At 56.5% G+C, this 16,285-nt stretch carries 15 protein-coding genes and 1 riboswitch; of the genes, 14 read left to right on the top strand and 1 reads right to left on the bottom strand.

Annotated elements, in window-relative coordinates:
- Positions 1–2 precede the first annotated feature (2 nt).
- From WMO23_RS05325 to WMO23_RS05315, 3 genes are all read left to right on the top strand, one after another.
- Entirely contained in the window at positions 3–989 is a 987-nt protein-coding gene (locus WMO23_RS05325; protein ID WP_020311078.1) for a Gfo/Idh/MocA family protein, read from the top strand.
- Positions 986–2,713 (top strand): ammonium transporter, encoded by a 1,728-nt coding sequence (locus tag WMO23_RS05320; RefSeq protein ID WP_292108382.1) that lies wholly within the window; start codon positions 986–988, stop codon positions 2,711–2,713. The genes WMO23_RS05325 and WMO23_RS05320 overlap by 4 nt, the downstream gene beginning before the upstream one ends.
- A gap of 107 nt (positions 2,714–2,820) precedes the next feature.
- Positions 2,821–3,459 (top strand): metallophosphoesterase family protein, encoded by a 639-nt coding sequence (locus WMO23_RS05315; protein WP_020311076.1) that lies wholly within the window; start codon positions 2,821–2,823, stop codon positions 3,457–3,459.
- Positions 3,460–3,639: 180 nt separating this feature from the next.
- Here the strand turns inward: WMO23_RS05315 and WMO23_RS05310 are convergent, their stop codons facing one another.
- Positions 3,640–5,244 (bottom strand): peptide chain release factor 3, encoded by a 1,605-nt coding sequence (locus WMO23_RS05310; RefSeq protein WP_020311075.1) that lies wholly within the window; start codon positions 5,242–5,244, stop codon positions 3,640–3,642.
- Between the two features lie 156 nt (positions 5,245–5,400).
- Here WMO23_RS05310 and WMO23_RS05305 point away from each other — a divergent pair, with 156 nt between their 5' ends.
- From WMO23_RS05305 to WMO23_RS05255, 11 genes are all read left to right on the top strand, one after another.
- Entirely contained in the window at positions 5,401–5,865 is a 465-nt protein-coding gene (locus WMO23_RS05305) for an RrF2 family transcriptional regulator (protein WP_020723801.1), read from the top strand.
- Positions 5,866–5,877: 12 nt separating this feature from the next.
- Complete coding sequence (locus WMO23_RS05300; RefSeq protein ID WP_292281822.1) at positions 5,878–6,363, top strand: DUF2076 domain-containing protein; 486 nt, start codon at positions 5,878–5,880, stop codon at positions 6,361–6,363.
- A gap of 3 nt (positions 6,364–6,366) precedes the next feature.
- Positions 6,367–7,719, top strand: a complete 1,353-nt coding sequence (locus WMO23_RS05295; protein ID WP_020311071.1) for an MATE family efflux transporter — start codon at positions 6,367–6,369, stop codon at positions 7,717–7,719.
- Positions 7,716–8,531: a Cof-type HAD-IIB family hydrolase gene (locus tag WMO23_RS05290; RefSeq protein WP_292107830.1), complete on the top strand. Its 816-nt coding sequence runs from the start codon at positions 7,716–7,718 to the stop codon at positions 8,529–8,531. The genes WMO23_RS05295 and WMO23_RS05290 overlap by 4 nt, the downstream gene beginning before the upstream one ends.
- Positions 8,532–8,924: 393 nt before the next feature.
- Complete coding sequence (locus WMO23_RS05285) at positions 8,925–9,740, top strand: transketolase (protein WP_349173403.1); 816 nt, start codon at positions 8,925–8,927, stop codon at positions 9,738–9,740.
- Positions 9,679–10,605 carry a transketolase family protein gene (locus WMO23_RS05280; protein ID WP_349173402.1) on the top strand — a complete coding sequence of 309 codons (927 nt, stop codon included), beginning with the start codon at positions 9,679–9,681 and terminating at the stop codon, positions 10,603–10,605. Before WMO23_RS05285 ends, WMO23_RS05280 begins: the two co-directional genes overlap by 62 nt.
- 63 nt (positions 10,606–10,668) lie before the next feature.
- Positions 10,669–12,177 (top strand): phosphohexomutase domain-containing protein, encoded by a 1,509-nt coding sequence (locus tag WMO23_RS05275; protein WP_036201137.1) that lies wholly within the window; start codon positions 10,669–10,671, stop codon positions 12,175–12,177.
- 53 nt (positions 12,178–12,230) lie between these two features.
- Positions 12,231–12,308, top strand: a riboswitch (ZMP/ZTP riboswitch).
- A gap of 51 nt (positions 12,309–12,359) precedes the next feature.
- Entirely contained in the window at positions 12,360–14,039 is a 1,680-nt protein-coding gene (locus WMO23_RS05270) for a formate--tetrahydrofolate ligase (RefSeq protein ID WP_020311066.1), read from the top strand.
- A 1-nt stretch (position 14,040) separates the two neighbouring features.
- A complete protein-coding gene (locus WMO23_RS05265; protein WP_020311065.1) occupies positions 14,041–14,661 on the top strand; it encodes a cyclodeaminase/cyclohydrolase family protein in 621 nt (206 codons plus the stop codon).
- Between the two features lie 163 nt (positions 14,662–14,824).
- The gene (locus tag WMO23_RS05260; protein WP_020311877.1) at positions 14,825–15,451 is read left to right on the top strand and encodes a site-2 protease family protein; all 627 of its coding nucleotides are present in this window, start codon (positions 14,825–14,827) and stop codon (positions 15,449–15,451) included.
- A gap of 13 nt (positions 15,452–15,464) precedes the next feature.
- Positions 15,465–16,010 carry a hypothetical protein gene (locus tag WMO23_RS05255; RefSeq protein ID WP_020311878.1) on the top strand — a complete coding sequence of 182 codons (546 nt, stop codon included), beginning with the start codon at positions 15,465–15,467 and terminating at the stop codon, positions 16,008–16,010.
- Positions 16,011–16,285 lie beyond the last annotated feature (275 nt).

Below are 16,285 nucleotides of genomic sequence, written 5' to 3'. Positions count from 1 at the left end.
TTATGCCAGCATATCGTTGGGCGACTTTGGGCTGCGGCGTCATCGGCAATGAACTGGCCCAGGCTATGCAGGCCCTGGGCGGGAATTTGTACAGTGTCGGCAACCGGACCCATGAAAAGGCCTTGTCTTTTGCTGAAAAATACGGCATCGCCAAGGTCTACGACAAGCCAGAGGATATCTTTTCGGATCCCGACGTCGATATCGTCTATATTTTGACGCCTCATAATACGCATATCCGTTATCTGCTGCCGGCGCTGGCAGCGGGCAAACACGTGCTCTGCGAAAAATCCATTACCCTTAACAGCCTGGAACTGGACCAGGCCCGGCGCTGTGCTGATGAACACGGCGTCGTCCTGGCCGAAGCCATGACCTTATATCATATGCCTATTTACAAACAGCTCGCTGAACTCATCCGTTCCGGCGCCCTGGGGCCGCTGCGTTTCATTCAGATGAATTTCGGCAGTTATAAAGAGTACGATATGAACAACCGCTTCTTCAACCGCTCCCTGGCCGGTGGTGCCCTCCTCGATATCGGCGTCTATGCGCTGTCCTTCGTCCGCTATTTCATGAGCTGTCAGCCCGACCAGATCGCGTCCCAGGTCCGCCTGGCACCGACCGGTGTCGACGAGCAGGCAGGTATCCTCTTGCAGAACCGGGAAGGGGAGATGGCGACGCTTTCCTTATCGCTCCATGCCAAGCAGCCGAAACGGGGCATGGCCGCCTTCGATAAGGGATATATCGAAATCTACGACTATCCCCGGGCCGATACGGCGACCATCACCTATACGGCCGACGGCCATCAGGATGTCCTGCAGGCCGGCAGTCAGTCCAAGGCCTTGCAGTACGAAATCCGGGACATGGAAGACGCCGTGGCCCACGGCGGCCAGGGCATGTGCCAGGCTTATACGAAAGATGTCATGGACCTCATGACGGCCATCCGCCAGCAGTGGGGCCTGACCTATCCCGAAGAAGAGGGGGGAGCGCAATGAGTTATTCATCGGTCGATACCTTGTGGATCCTCATGGCGGCCGTCCTGGTCTTCTTCATGCAGCCCGGTTTCGCCATGCTCGAAGCCGGCCTGACGCGGGGCAAGAATGCCGGCAATATCGTCATGAAGAATTTCATGAACTTTTCCCTCGGGACCCTGGCCTTCTGGATCGTCGGCTTCAGCCTGCTCTTTGGCCGCGACATAGGCGGATTCATCGGCATGCCCGATTTCTTCGCCCAGCATATGGACCTCATGGCCGGGACGCCTTATCCGGATTTGGCCTTTTTGCTCTTCCAGACCGTTCTCTGTGCCGTGACGGCGGCCATCGTGTCCGGCGCTATGGCTGAACGGACGAAATTTTCGTCATCCTGTCTGATTACGATCCTCATCAGTCTGCTCATCTATCCCATCGTCGGGCACTGGTCCTGGGGCGGCGGCTGGCTGGCAGCCCTGGGCTTCCATGACTTCGCCGGCGCTTCTGTCGTCAGCCTGACCGGCGGCATCTGCGCCCTGACCGGGGCCAAGGCCCTGGGGCCGCGCATCGGCAAATATAATGACGATGGCTCGGTCAATGCCATTCCCGGCCACAGCCTGCCCCTGGCTTGTCTGGGCATGTTCATCTTATGGTTCGGCTGGTTCGGCTTCAATGGCGGCCAGACCCTGTCCCTGACGGGAGAACAGACCATCCTAAAAGCCGCGTCTATCTTCTTTACGACCAATATCGCCGCCGCTGCCGGGACGACGACGGCCATGGTGACGACATGGATCCGCTATGGCAAGCCCGACGTATCCATGACTCTCGACGGCAGCCTGGCGGCCCTGGTGGCTATTACGGCCGGCTGTGATGTCGTCAGCGTGCCTGGGGCCTTTGTCATCGGCGCCCTGGCCGGCATCGTGACGGTCTTCCTCATCGAATTCATCGACCAGAAACTGCGCATCGACGACCCGGTCGGGGCTATTGCCGCTCACGGCGGCTGCGGTGCCTTGGGGACCCTCCTGACGGGCCTGTTCAGCGTCCAAGACGGCCTGTTCTATACGGGAGAAATCCGTCTGTTCCTGGTCCAGCTGGCCGGCGTCGTGGCTATGGCCCTGTTCGTCTTCGTCGCTATGACCCTGGTTTTCCGCATCCTCCAGGCGACGATAGGCCTGCGCGTCTCGGCAGCCGAAGAAATCAACGGCCTGGACTTCAAGGAAAACGGCCTGGTACCGGCTTACGAACTGGACCGCAGCGACGATTTGGAGGATTTGTCGCAAGCCTTGAAGGCCGGGGAAGCGCCGGAAGGGGCCCAAGAAATCCCCTTGGACCAGGCTATCCCCGATTCGGTCATGGCCAGTCCCCAGCCGGTCGGCGGCCATGCCCTGTATAACGTGACTATCATTACCGATGAAAAGCGCTTTGAAACCTTGAAAGACGCCATGGAAGCCATCGGCATCACGGGCATGACCATCACCCGCGCCCTGGGATTCGGCATCGAAAAGGGACGGACTGAATTCTACCGCGGGGCCAAAGTGTCGGCCAAGCTCCTGCCCAAGGTCCGCGTCGAAATGGTCGTTTCCAAAGTGTCGCCGCGGACCATCATCGAAACGGCGAAGAAGGTGCTCTATACGGGCAATTACGGCGACGGCAAGGTCTTCGTGTCGGCCATCGACAACGCCGTCAAGATCCGGACCGGCGAAGAAGGCTGCGATGCCCTGCAGGACTATCCCGTCGTCCAGAAGAAATGACCTTTTACAGACATTTCCCTTGATTTTTGCAAAAAAAATACAGGCTCTGGCTATACTGAAACTGCACAGCCAGAGCCTGTTTTTTCATGGATGAAGGAGGAAATGCCATGTTTGCGTCGTTATTTGCCAATGCCAAAGCCCCATCTCAGCGGAATTATTCCCGCCTGGTCATCATCAGTGATTTCCATTACCCCTGCAAGAACCTGGTCACGCCGAAAGAACGTCTGCTCCGGATGGCCGCCAAAGAAAGAGTGCTGCAGGAAATGAATAACTGGCGGGACCTGGACTTAGCTGTCGAATTGTCTCATCAGCAGCTGGCCTGGCTGGGCCAGACCCTGGCCGCCCATCGCCAGCAGCCGACGATCATCTTCTGCCACGCGCCGCTGGAACAGACGGCCGTATCGAGCCGGCCCGGCATCAGCCTGCCGTCGCCGCGCAATTCCGTCCAGCCGGCAGGGGATATCCGCACCATCCTGGCCCGCCATCACCAGGCCCGCCTGTGGGTATCGGGCCATACCCATACGATGCCGTCCGATGCGACCTTCATGGACGACGCCAACTATTATGAAGGCCGCGTCCTCAATGTCTACAACAGCGATTGGGATGAAGATACGATTTATACCAACTCCCTCTACCTCTATGAAGACCATATCCTCATCCGGACCTATGACCATACCCGCGGCGAGTGGCTCCCGGCCTTCGACCGTACCGTAACCCTGCCGGAATGGTGCTGCCTCACGGCGTGAGGGGCGTGTATACATGTATAGAGGTATACGCCATCATGTGTAGACCCGTTCTCGGTATAGTTTGTAGCATAGAGTTTATAGTTTGCAGAAGATTGCTTTAAATTTAAAACCATTCACTAAAAACTACAAACTGCAAACTTAATATTCGAAAAGGCTTGTCGCACGCGACAAGCCTTTTTTCTACTCTTCTTCTATTTTCAACTGGTCCGGTGTGGTGCAGAATGTGAATTCCGGGTTCCGTTCGACGATCCAGTTGGTCTGCCATTCGTTGGCGATGAGCAGGACGACGCGCTGTTTATGGTCCTTGACGATCATGGCGCTGTCGATGTTCTTCAGTTCTTTGTAGTCGTGGCCGTTGGTCTGGATCCAGCGGGCGACGGTGTAGGGCAGGCGGTTCATTTCCAGGTCGACGCCGTATTCGTGTTTCAGGCGGTATTCCAGGACTTCGAACTGGAGTTGCCCGACGGCACCGACGATGTAGCTTTCCATGGAGCCCAGGTTTTCATAAATCTGGACGGCCCCTTCCTGGGCCAGCTGGGTCATGCCCTTGAGGAACTGTTTGCGCTTCATCGAATCCTTGGCGCGGATGCGGGCGAAGAGTTCCGGCGGGAAGGTCGGGAAGTCCTTGAAGGTGACTTTCTTCTTGCCCGAATAGAGGGTGTCGCCGACGCCCATGGTGCCGTTATCGAAGACGCCGATGATGTCTCCCGGATAGGCATCTTCGACGATGGTCCGTTCCGTTGCCAGAAACTGCTGGGGCTGCATGAGGCGCAGGGTCTTGCCGGACTGGCGGTGCGTGACAGTCATGCCTTTTTCAAACTTGCCCGAGCAGATGCGCATGAAGACGATGCGGTCGTGATGCTGGGGGTTCATGTTGGCCTGGATCTTGAAGACGAACGACGTGAACTGGTCCGATGTCGGTTCGACGACGCCTTCCAGGCATTTGCGCGGCTGCGGCTTCGGAGCCATGCGCAGGAATTCTTCCAGGAAGGGCTTGACGCCGAAGTTGGTCATAGCCGAGCCGAAGAACATCGGCGTCAGTTCGCCGCGCTTGACTTTTTCCATGTCGAATTCGTCGCCCGCTTCATCGAGGAGCTCGATGTCGTCGATGAGGCCCTGGTGGACGTCTTCGTCGAGGAGTTCTTTGAAAATCGGGTCGTCTGCCGAGCCCTTGGTCGATGCCAGTTTGCGCTGGCCGTGGGTCGTGTCTTTTTCAAAGAGTTCGATAGACGACGAAGCCCGGTCGTAGATGCCCTGGTAGTTGCCATTCAGGCCGATAGGCCAGTTCATGGGGTAGGCGTGGATGCCCAGGATGTCTTCGATTTCATCCATGAGGTCGAAGGGGTTGCGGCCGAAGTGGTCGATCTTGTTGACGAAGGTGAAAATGGGGATGCCCCGTTCTTTACAGACGCGGAAGAGCTTCTTCGTCTGGGCTTCGACGCCTTTGGCGACGTCGATGAGCATGACGGCGCTGTCGGCAGCCATGAGGGTCCGGTACGTATCTTCACTGAAGTCCTGATGGCCCGGCGTGTCGAGGATATTGATATGATGGCCTTCGTAGTCGAACTGGAGGACCGAACTGGTGACGGAGATACCACGCTGTTTTTCAATTTCCATCCAGTCCGAAACGGCATGTTTCGCCGTCTTGCGGGCCTTGACGGAACCGGCCAGGTGGATGGCACCTCCGTAGAGCAGTAATTTTTCAGTCAACGTCGTCTTGCCGGCATCAGGGTGGGAGATGATGGCAAAAGTACGGCGATTATTTACTTCATCGATTAATGACATAGTACACCTCATCTGTAGTTAAAGCTAAAACATGCAAACACTATTTATTATATCGGGTTTTTCTGGTAACCGCAAGGCATTTACGACTGGCATTTCTCGTCATTTCACGTTATAATAGACTTAATCTATACAGAATGAGAAGGAGCGTCTTACATCGTGATTATTACCAGAGAAACAGACTATGCGATCCGCATTTTACGATCCCTGGCTGATTTACAGCTGAAAAATATACGGGAAATCAGCGACGAACAGCTCGTCCCCCGGCAGTTCGCCTACAAGATTTCCAAGAAACTCGAACGGGCCGGGTTCATCGAAATCATCCGCGGCGCCCAGGGCGGATGCCGCCTGACACGGGATTTGCACGGCATTACCCTCATGGACATCATTAACGTCATGGAACGGGAAAACGAACGGGAAAACATGATCACCAGCTGCCTGGACGGCGATTTCCAGTGCCCGTACCATCACCGCTATGGTTTCTGTGACGTCCACGAAGCCCTGGCCGGGGTACAGGGCAAGCTGGCCGATTATCTATCTACATTGAATCTATATGACATCATGTTTCCCCATGGGGGACCGGCCGTTTTGAAAGGGTCGGATCCGTCGCACAATTTGTTATAAAGGAGCCTATTTATGAAAAAAACGACTCTTATCGCCGTTTGTGTCTTTGCTTTGTGGACGGCCCTGGCCCTGCCGGCTGTCCCGTCTTCCGTACAGGCCGCCAAAGGTGGTGGCGGTGCCCGCGTATCGGCGCCGAAATCGCTGCCGGCCCCGGCGCCTAAGAATGTGACACCGAAAACGGGGACGACGAAAAATGAAGCGCCCAGCCTGGGCAATACGAAACCGAATGGGCAGACGCAGGCCCGCAAGGCTGAAACGGCTCAGGCCAATGCCAGCCGGACGACGTCTTCGTCCCGCCTGGGCAGCGTCATGCGCGGTATCGGCCTCTTTGCCGGCGGCATGTTCCTGGGCAGTATGCTCAGCCATCTCTTCGGCTGGGGTTCCCTGGGCTGGGGTGCCGATATCCTCGGCCTGTTAGTGAATATCTTCATCTTCTACCTGGTCATCAAAGGCGCTGCTGCCCTCTGGCGCTGGCTGCGCGACCGCCGCAGAAGGTGACGTATGGACGAATCGTTTATGAAAGAACGGGCGATTTTGCCGCTCATCGCTTCTATGGCCCTGCCGGCCGTCGTGTCGATGATCGTCAATTCGCTCTATAATATCGTCGACAGCCTGTTCGTCGCCATGATCAGTGAACAGGCCATGACGGCTGTGTCCCTGGTCTTTCCCATGCAGAACTTCGTCAATGCCGTCTGCATCGGCTTTGGCGTCGGCCTCAATGCCATTATTTCCATCTGCCTCGGCGCCGGCCAGAAGGGGACGGCCGACGTGGCTGCGACACACGGTGTCTTCCTGGCTGTCATTCATGGTCTGGTCATGACGGCAGGCTGTATCTGGGCCGTGCCGTCTTTTTTGCGGGCCTTTACGCAGGACGCGGGACTCATCGACCTGGGCCTGCGCTATGCCGTCATCGTCTTTGCCTTTTCTACGATCCTCAGCGTCGACCTGGTCTATGAAAAGATGTTCCAGGCCGTCGGCCGCATGCAGGTCACCATGGCCGGCTTGTCCCTGGGCTGCCTGGTCAATATCATCGGCGACCCGATTCTCATCTTTGGCCTGGGACCGATTCCGGCCATGGGGATTGAAGGCGCGGCCTGGGCGACGGGCCTGGGCCAGACGGTGAACCTCCTCTTTTATGCCGTGGTCTGCCATTGGCGGCCGCTGCGGGTCGAAGTTTGCCGCTGCCATCTCCACTGGGACATCGAACTCGATAAACGGCTCTATGGCATCGGCATCCCGGCGGCCCTCAACATGGGCCTGTCGTCGGTCTTCCTCGTCGCCCTGAACCATCTCCTGGCGCCTTTTTCGCCGACGTATATTTTCATCCTCGGCGTCTATTATAAGCTCCAGACCTTTCTTTCTATGCCGACAAATGGTATCATTCAAGGTGTGCGGCCGCTGATCGGCTATAATTACGGAGCTGGGGAACTGGGCCGCGTGCGCCGCATTTATCGGACGACGCTGTTCCTCAACGGCCTGGTCATGGCGGCAGGCCTGGTCATCTGCCTGGCCGTACCGGACGTCCTCATGGGCTGGTTCACGTCCCGTGAGGAAACCATCGCAGCCGGTGCGTCGGCCCTGGGCATCATTGCCTGGGGATTCGTACCGTCGGCCTTGTCTATTACGGCGTCTGGCGCCCTGGAAGGGCTGGGGAAGGGCAATCCGTCCTTTGCCATCACCCTGTTGCGCTACGTCGTCATCAGCCTGCCGGCGGCGTGGCTCCTCTGCCGCGTTTATGGACCGGACGGCGTGTGGCACGCCTTCTGGATCTTTGAATGTCTGGCAGCACTGGCAGCCTGGAAGATTTACGACCACTATGCCCCAGCCGTTACGAAAGAAAAGGAGACGACATGAAGTATAAGATCATTGCTTGTGATATGGATGAAACGCTGCTCAGCAGCGACGCGACGATTTGCCGGCGCAATATCGAAGCCATTACGGCAGCCATTGCCAAAGGCGTGAAATTCGTGCCCTGTACGGGCCGGGGCTTCCGTTCCATCGAAGGCGTTCTGAGGACTCTGGGCCTCTACGACCAGGCGGACCAGTATGTTATCGGCTTCAACGGCGCCAATATTACGGAAAACAAGGGCAGCCGCTCCCTCTTCTGGGACCCGATCCCCTTTGACCTGGCCGACCGGATTTTCCGCCGCTGCTGTACCTATGGTCAATGTATGCATATCTATACGCGTGATGTCGTCTACATCACGAATATTACGCCCGACGAAGAAGCCTTCCTCCACGGCCGCATGGGCTACGTGCCTGTCGAAGCGGAGGACCTCGATTTCATCCGCGGCAAAGAAGAAGTCTGCAAGCTCATCGTGACCAATACGGATTACGACTATTTACAGCAGATACACGCTGAAATCCGCCCCTTGCTGGACGACATTACGGTCAGCTTCTCCAGCAACCGCTATATCGAATTCATGCACAAAGGCGTCAATAAAGGGGCGGGCCTGTGGAAATTGGCGGATATCCTCGGTGTAGCCCATGAAGAAACCATGGCCATTGGCGACAACATCAACGACATCGACATGCTGAAGGCCGCCGGCCTTTCCGTCGGCGTCCATAACCTCAACCCCGTCATCCGCCAATACTGCGACGTCGTCACCGACGCCACCAATAACGAAGGCGCCGTCGCCGAAGCCATCGAGAAGTATGTGTTGTGAGCGTGGCTCGTGGCTCGTAAGAAACTGAACTGCGAAGGCCGCGGCCGCAGGTCGCAGACCGTAAGCCTCTCCTGATAGGAGAGGTGGCCCGCAGGGCCGGAGAGGTTGAACCTCTCAGTCAGCTGTGCTGACAGCTCTCCTATGAAGAGAGCCAATGGGCATTTACATCTAAAGCCATCCACTAACCACTAGCCACTTAAAAGAGACTGTTGCACGAAGCTTTTTGCCATCATGCAGGCCCATTTCTCTTTATAGTTTGTAGTACGGAGTTTGTAGAAGATGGTTTCAAGTTTATGACCATCCACTACAAACTGCAAACTTCAAACTCACAAAAGAGGCTGCCGCCGGGCAACCTCTTTTGTGCTATAATGGAAGGCAAAAGGGGGCTTTCTCATGGATAGCAAAGAATTGAGCCGTCATGCGGCTCACGTGCGGCAGGATATCGTCAAGATGGTCACCCTGGCCCAGTCCGGTCATCCCGGTGGCTCTTTGTCCATCGTCGATATGCTGCAAGTCTTGTATTTCGATGTCATGCGGATCGATCCCAAGCGGCCTCACTGGCCGGACCGGGACCGTTTCGTCCTCTCCAAGGGCCATACCGTACCGGCTCTGTATGCGACGCTGGCCGAACGGGGCTTTTTCCCGGAAGATGAATTGTGGCACCTGCGCCAGTGCGGCGCCATGCTCCAGGGCAATCCCGACATGAATACGACGCCGGGCATCGACATGACGACGGGATCCCTGGGACAGGGCTTGTCTGCTGCCAACGGCATGGCCATGACGGCCAAGCTGGACGGGGCGGACTGGCGGGTCTACGTCATCGCCGGCGACGGCGAAATCGAAGAAGGCCAGATCTGGGAAGCGGCTATGTCGGCAGCTCAGTATAAACTGGACAACCTGACCCTGTTCATCGACCATAACGGACTGCAGATCGACGGGTCCAATGAAGACGTCATGGACGTCATGTCCATTGCCGACAAATTCCGGGCCTTCCGCTGGAACGTCCTGGAAATCGACGGCCACGATTACGACGCCATCGGCGCTGCACTGCACCAGGCGCAGGCCGCAAAAGGGAAGCCGACGGTCATCATCGCCCAGACCGTCAAGGGCAAAGGCGTATCGTTCATGGAAAATGCCGTGTCCTGGCATGGCAAGGCGCCGACGAAAGAAGAATGTGAACGGGCATCTCTTAGAAACGGAATTGTATAAAAATCCGAGGATTGTCGTCCTCGACGCCGACCTGGGTTCGTCGACGCGGTCGATTGCTTTTAAAAAGGTAGCACCGGAACGCTATTTCGATATGGGCATTTCGGAACAGGATATGATGGGCACGGCGGCGGGCTTCGCCGCTTGCGGCAAGATTCCCCTGGCCAGCACTTTTGCCGTCTTCGGCACGGGTCGGGCCTTTGAACAGATTCGCAACTCCATCTGCCTGCCAAAGCTCAACGTCAAGATCTGTGCGACCCACGCCGGCCTCAGTGTCGGCGAAGACGGGGCGACCCATCAGTCCGTTGAAGACATGGCCATCATGCGCAGTCTGCCGAATATGACCGTCGTCTGTCCGGCTGACGGCGCCGAAACGGAAGCTGTCATCCGGGCGGCTGTCGCTCATGACGGGCCGGTCTACGTGCGCATGGGCCGGGCCAAAGTCGACGACGTCTATCAATCTGGCTGTCCCTTCCAGTGGGGGAAGGGGACAGTCCTGCGCGACGGCTGTGATGCTGCCGTCATCGCTACGGGCCTCATGGTCCAGGAAGCCCTGAAAGCAGCCGATATCCTGGCCAATCGGGGCTGTCAGGTCATGGTCATCGACATGGCCGCCATCAAACCGCTCGACGAAGACCTGGTCGTCGCTGCAGCCAGGAAGACGGGCTTCGTCGTCACTGCCGAAGAACACAGCGTCATCGGCGGCCTGGGCGGCGCCGTGGCAGAAACCTTGTCGCGCCGCTGTCCGACGCGCCAGGCTTACGTCGGCATCCAGGATTGTTTCGGTGAATCCGGCAAGGCCGGAGACCTCTTGAAAGAGTACGGCCTGACGGCAGAAGCCATTGTCGACGCTTGCCTTTTGGCCTGATTTTCAGTATGATAAGAGGCAGCGGACGCTGTCCGCTAAATCGAAGAAAGGAAACATCCCTACATGATAACTACAGAAGCGATGATGAAATTACAGAATGGCAGTGACGTCCGCGGCGTCGCCATCGCCGGCGTTCCCGGTGAAGACGTCACCTTGGTCCCGGAAGCGGTCAACCGCATTGCCGCTGGATTTGCCAAGTTTTTAGCCAAGAAGCTGAATAAACAGACGAGTGACCTGCGCATTGCCGTCGGACACGATTCCCGCGTGTCGGCGGGCATGATGAAAGAAGCCGTATTCGGCGGCCTCCTCGGTCAGGGCGTCCACGTCACGGACTGCGGCCTGGCTTCGACGCCGGCCATGTTCATGTCCATTATTTTTGAAGATACCCACATGGATGGCTCCATCATGATTACGGCCAGCCATTTGCCCTATAACCGCAATGGCCTGAAATTCTTTACCGTCGACGGCGGCCTGGAAAAGAGCGAAGTCAAAGAAGTCCTGACCCTGGCTTCGGGCCTGTCGGCCATGGCCGTATCATCGGCAGCCATTGCCTCGCTGGATCTGATCGACCTCTACGCCCTGCACCTGCGCCGTAAGATCTGTGCCGGCCTCTGTTCCGGCATGTACGACCGTCCTCTGGAAGGGATGCACATCGTCATCGACGCCGGCAACGGCAGCGGCGGTTTCTTTGCCACTAAGGTCCTGGCGGAACTCGGCGCCGATACGACGGGCAGCCAGTTCCTCGAACCGGATGGCATGTTCCCCAACCATATCCCCAACCCGGAAAATGCCGATGCCATGGCCTCTATCCGCAAGGCCGTCCTCGACAACAAAGCCGACTTGGGCCTCATTTTCGACACCGACGTGGACCGCATGAGCGCCGTCCTGCCCGATGGGGAAGAAATCAACCGCAACGCCCTCATCGCCATGATGGCCGCCATCTTGGCGCCTGATTATCCCGGCAGCACTATCGTCACCGACTCGGTCACATCCGACGAATTGACGACGTTCCTCCAAGATGAACTCCATCTGGTCCATCACCGCTATATGCGGGGCTATAAGAATGTCATCGACGAATGTATCCGCCTCAACAAGGCCGGCACCGTTTCGCCGCTGGCCATCGAAACATCCGGGCACGGCGCGCTGAGTGAAAACTACTACCTCGACGACGGCGCGTACCTGGCCGTCAAACTGCTCATCGCTGCGACGAAAGCCAAGAAGGAAGGCAAACAGCTCGGCGACCTCATTGCCAAATTGGGCCATCCTGCGGAAGGCGTCGAATTCCGCCTGAAAATCACCGGCACAGACGACGTCCAGGCCTACGGCGCTGACGTACTTAAACAGTTTGAAGAACGGGCCGCTCAAGCGGGCATCGCCATCGCCAAGCCGTCCTATGAAGGCGTGCGTCTCGTATTCCCTAACGGCTGGGCCCTGCTGCGCATGTCCCTCCACGACCCGAACATGCCGCTGAACATCGAAAGCAGGGAAAAAGGCGGCTGTCAGCAGATCGCCAATCAGGTGAAAGGCCTGCTCACGGGCTTTGAACACCTCGATACCAGCGTGATCCAGTAAGATGTCCTGAAAAAGAACCCTTGACCAGAGGGTTCTTTTTTTGTATAATGAAGCCATAATCATGTGACTGACGGAAGTGGAGTTACCACGGGGAGCATGATTTCTTGAAGCCGACCGTCTGGGCAACCTTCCAGCGGAGCGGCTTTTTTTATGCAAAGAAAAGAACAGGAGTGACAACTACTATGGCAAAGGTATTGAGCGATATCGAAATTGCACAGCAGACGAAATTGGAACCGATTACGGCCATTGCAAAACAAGTCGGCCTCACCGATGATGACTTGGAACTCTACGGAAAATATAAAGCAAAGATTTCTTTTGACGCCATCAAGCGCCTGTCGAAGAATGAAGACGGGAAACTGGTCCTGGTCACGGCCATCACGCCGACACCGGCTGGCGAAGGTAAGACCTTGACCACTATCGGCCTGGCCCAGGCACTGAACTACATGGGCCATAAGGCTGTCGTCGCCCTGCGCGAACCGTCCCTGGGGCCGGTCTTCGGCATCAAAGGCGGTGCTGCTGGCGGCGGCTATTCCCAGGTCCTGCCCATGGAAGACATCAACCTGCACTTCACCGGTGACATGCACGCCATTACGGCAGCCAATAACCTCTTGGCCGCAGCCATCGACAACCACGTCCACCAGGGCAACGCCCTGCGCATCGATGTGCGCCGCATCATCTGGAAACGCGTCATGGATATGAACGACCGGGCTTTGCGCAACGTCGTCGTCGGCATGGGCGGCAAAGTCTGCGGTTTCCCGCGGGAAGACCATTTCATGATCACTGTCGCTTCGGAAATCATGGCAGCCCTCTGCCTGGCCAGCGACCTCATGGACCTCAAGAAGCGCATGGGCGACATCACCGTGGCCTATGACCTGGACGGCAATCTGGTCAAAGCCCGTCAGCTCGGCGTCGAAGGCGCCATGGCCATCCTCATGAAAGATGCCATCAAGCCGAATTTGGTCCAGACCATCGAACATACGCCGGCCTTGGTCCACGGCGGTCCCTTCGCTAACATCGCCCACGGCTGCAACTCTGTCGTCGCAACCAAACTGGCTATGAAGATGGGCGATATCGCCGTTACGGAAGCTGGTTTCGGTGCCGACCTGGGTGCTGAAAAATTCATGGACATCAAATGCCGTTTCGCCGGCATCAAACCCGATGCTGTCGTCATCGTCGCGACCGTCCGTGCCCTGAAGATGCACGGCGGCGTCGACAAGAAGAACTTGCAGGAAGAAAATGTCGAAGCCTTGAAGAAGGGCTTTGCCAACCTGGCCAAACACATCGAAAATATGCGCCTCTTCGACGTCCCCGTCGTCGTAGGCATCAATAAATTCATCAGCGATACAGATGAAGAAATCGCTACGCTGCGGAAACTCTGCGAAGATTACGGCGTCGAAGTCGCCCTCAACAACTGCTGGGCCGAAGGCGGCAAAGGCGGCGTCGAAATGGGCGAAAAAGTCCTGAAACTGCTGCAGCAGCCGAAGACCCCGTACAAACCGCTCTACGACGTCAACGCTTCGATTCCTGAAAAACTGGAAACTATCGTCAAGAAAGTCTACGGCGGCGACGGCGTCCTCTTTGAAGGCAACGCTCAGAAACAGATCAAGGAACTGGAAGCCTTTGGCCTCGATAAAATGCCGATTTGCGTGGCCAAGACGCAGTATTCCCTGTCCGATAACCCGGCGCTCCTGGGGGCACCGAAGGGCTTCAAAGTCACGGTCAAAGACGTCCGCGTCTGCACCGGTGCGGGCTTCATCGTCTGCCAGACGAGCAATATCATGACCATGCCGGGCCTGCCGAAAGTACCGGCTGCCAACCGCATGGACATCGACGAAAATGGCATCATTACGGGATTGTTCTAAGATGGATTTTGCACAATTCCAATCCATGCCCCTCGACGGGCTCCTGGAAGTCACGGCTTCCAAGGAACCCGTTCCCGGCGGCGGCGGCATCGCCGCTATGACCGCTGCTTCGGCAGCAGCGCTCGTAGAGATGGTCGCCAACCTGACCATCGGCAAGAAGGGCTACGATGAAATCGAGAAACTCATGGTATCCATCCGCGATAAGGCTCACGGCCTTCGCCAGCGTTACCTCGACGGCATCGCTGAAGACGCGGCGGCCTTCGATGGCGTCATCCGCGCCGTCCGCCTGCCCAAGGATACGCCGGACCGGGCGGCCAAGGTCCAGCAGGCCTTCAAGGATGCGGCCCTGTCGCCCTTTGAACTGGGCAAGGACATCTTCGTCCTCCTCCAGCTGGCGGAACAAGTCGTCCGCTACGGCAACGCCTGGGTCATCACGGACGGCGTCATTGCCACCATGAACGCCAGGGCAGCCATGCGCTCGGCTTTTTACAGCGTCCGCATCAACCTGAAATCCATCAAGGATGAAACCTTCGTGACGAAGATGATCAACGAAATCCGCGAAATCGAAGAAAAAGCGGCCATCGTCGAACAAAACGTAGAATATGAATACCGGAAGCGGTGAAAAAAGGCGCTGTCGCATGAAGACAGCGCCTTTTTTAGCACTCAGCAGTCAGCGGCTAACCCCTGACCCCTAGCCCCTAGCCCCTAATCCCTAGCCCCTAGCCACATCTTGTTATCTTCTCCTAGATACCGTATAATAGAAATATTAACGAAAGGAGAATTCTATGTTCGATTTTAATATACTTTCTATTATTGCCGGGATTCCCGGCCTGCTCATCGCCATGGTCATCCATGAATACGCCCATGCCCAGGTGGCAGACTGGATGGGCGATGATACGCCGCGTCTGATGGGGCGCCTTACGTTGAACCCCGTGGCTCATATCGACCCGGTCGGCCTGATCATGCTGCTCGTCGCCCAGTTCGGCTGGGCCAAGCCGGTTACGATCCAAGTCGGCAATTTCCGGAACTGGCGGAAAGGGGAAATCTGTGTATCCCTGGCTGGTCCCGTGTCCAACCTGATCACGGCTTTCGTCGCCTTGGTCATTGAAGTCATCTTTGTCAAGCTCCATCTCTTTACGACGACGGCCCTGCCCATGGTCCTTCACCTCATCGTCTTGTACAACGTCAACTTTGCCATCTTCAACATGATTCCCTTGCCGCCTCTCGACGGCTCGCGGGTCCTCATGTGTTTCCTGCCGACGTCGTGGAACTATAAGCTGGCCAGCCTCGAACGCTACAGCTTCCTCATCCTCATCGCCCTGATGATGACGCCTTTTTTCACGTATATCCTCATTCCCTTGCAGCGTCTGGTCTTCGCCTTGTTCAGCTTGATCTTGACGCCATTCCTGTAAAGGAGGAATTCTCATGACCTGTAAAAAATTAATGGCAGCAACCCTGTTATGGGCGGCATTGGCGACCCCGGCCGGTGCTTTTGACTACAACCAGTCTGTCGATGAAATCGCCGAAAGCCCGCTCACGGCGTATCAGACGGTCTATCTCGGTATGCCCCGGGCTGATTTCGATGCCAATTTCTCCATCCTGCCCGACTGGACTTTCTACGGCAGCACGGTATCCTTTACGGAACGGGCTGAACGGACGTCGGTCGTCAAGAACGTATCCGTTACGGAAGGCATCGAAATCTTCTCGGCCGATACGTCGGCCAAGGGCAAGGTCCTGGCTTTCGATAATTACTTTAAGACGACTGACAAGGCGACAGCCAAGAGCATTTATTCCCGCCTGGTAGCGACGATTTATTCCAATATGGAAAACTTCCCAGTCAAACAGAGTGATAAAGAAGTCGAATGGACCCAGGATGACGTGTCGATCACTGTCGCCTTTGACGGCCAGAAAGACGCGAAAGGGCAATATATCGTCTACATCCGGCGCTACAATAACAAGATATTGAAGTAACCTCTTTATCCCAGTTTTGCCAGAAGACTCCTTCCTCTTAGGTAGGGGATGAATGGCAATGGATTTCGCAGGTTCGATGCCTGCAAAATCCACCCTATGTCTTTTCTGTCTTAGCCTTTTCACCTCGGCTAGGGTATAATGAAAGATGACAGAGGAGGTGAATCCCAGATGTACTTGACGCAATCGAATGTCATCCGTGGCTTGGCGAAACAAGACTATACGATGCTCCGGGAGATGTGCCAATACAGCAATAACCTGTACAATGTAGCGGTCTA

The sequence above is a fragment of the Megasphaera intestinihominis genome, assembly GCF_040096415.1.
Lineage (GTDB): Bacteria > Bacillota > Negativicutes > Veillonellales > Megasphaeraceae > Megasphaera > Megasphaera intestinihominis.
This window is presented reverse-complemented; position numbering and strand designations above follow the sequence as displayed.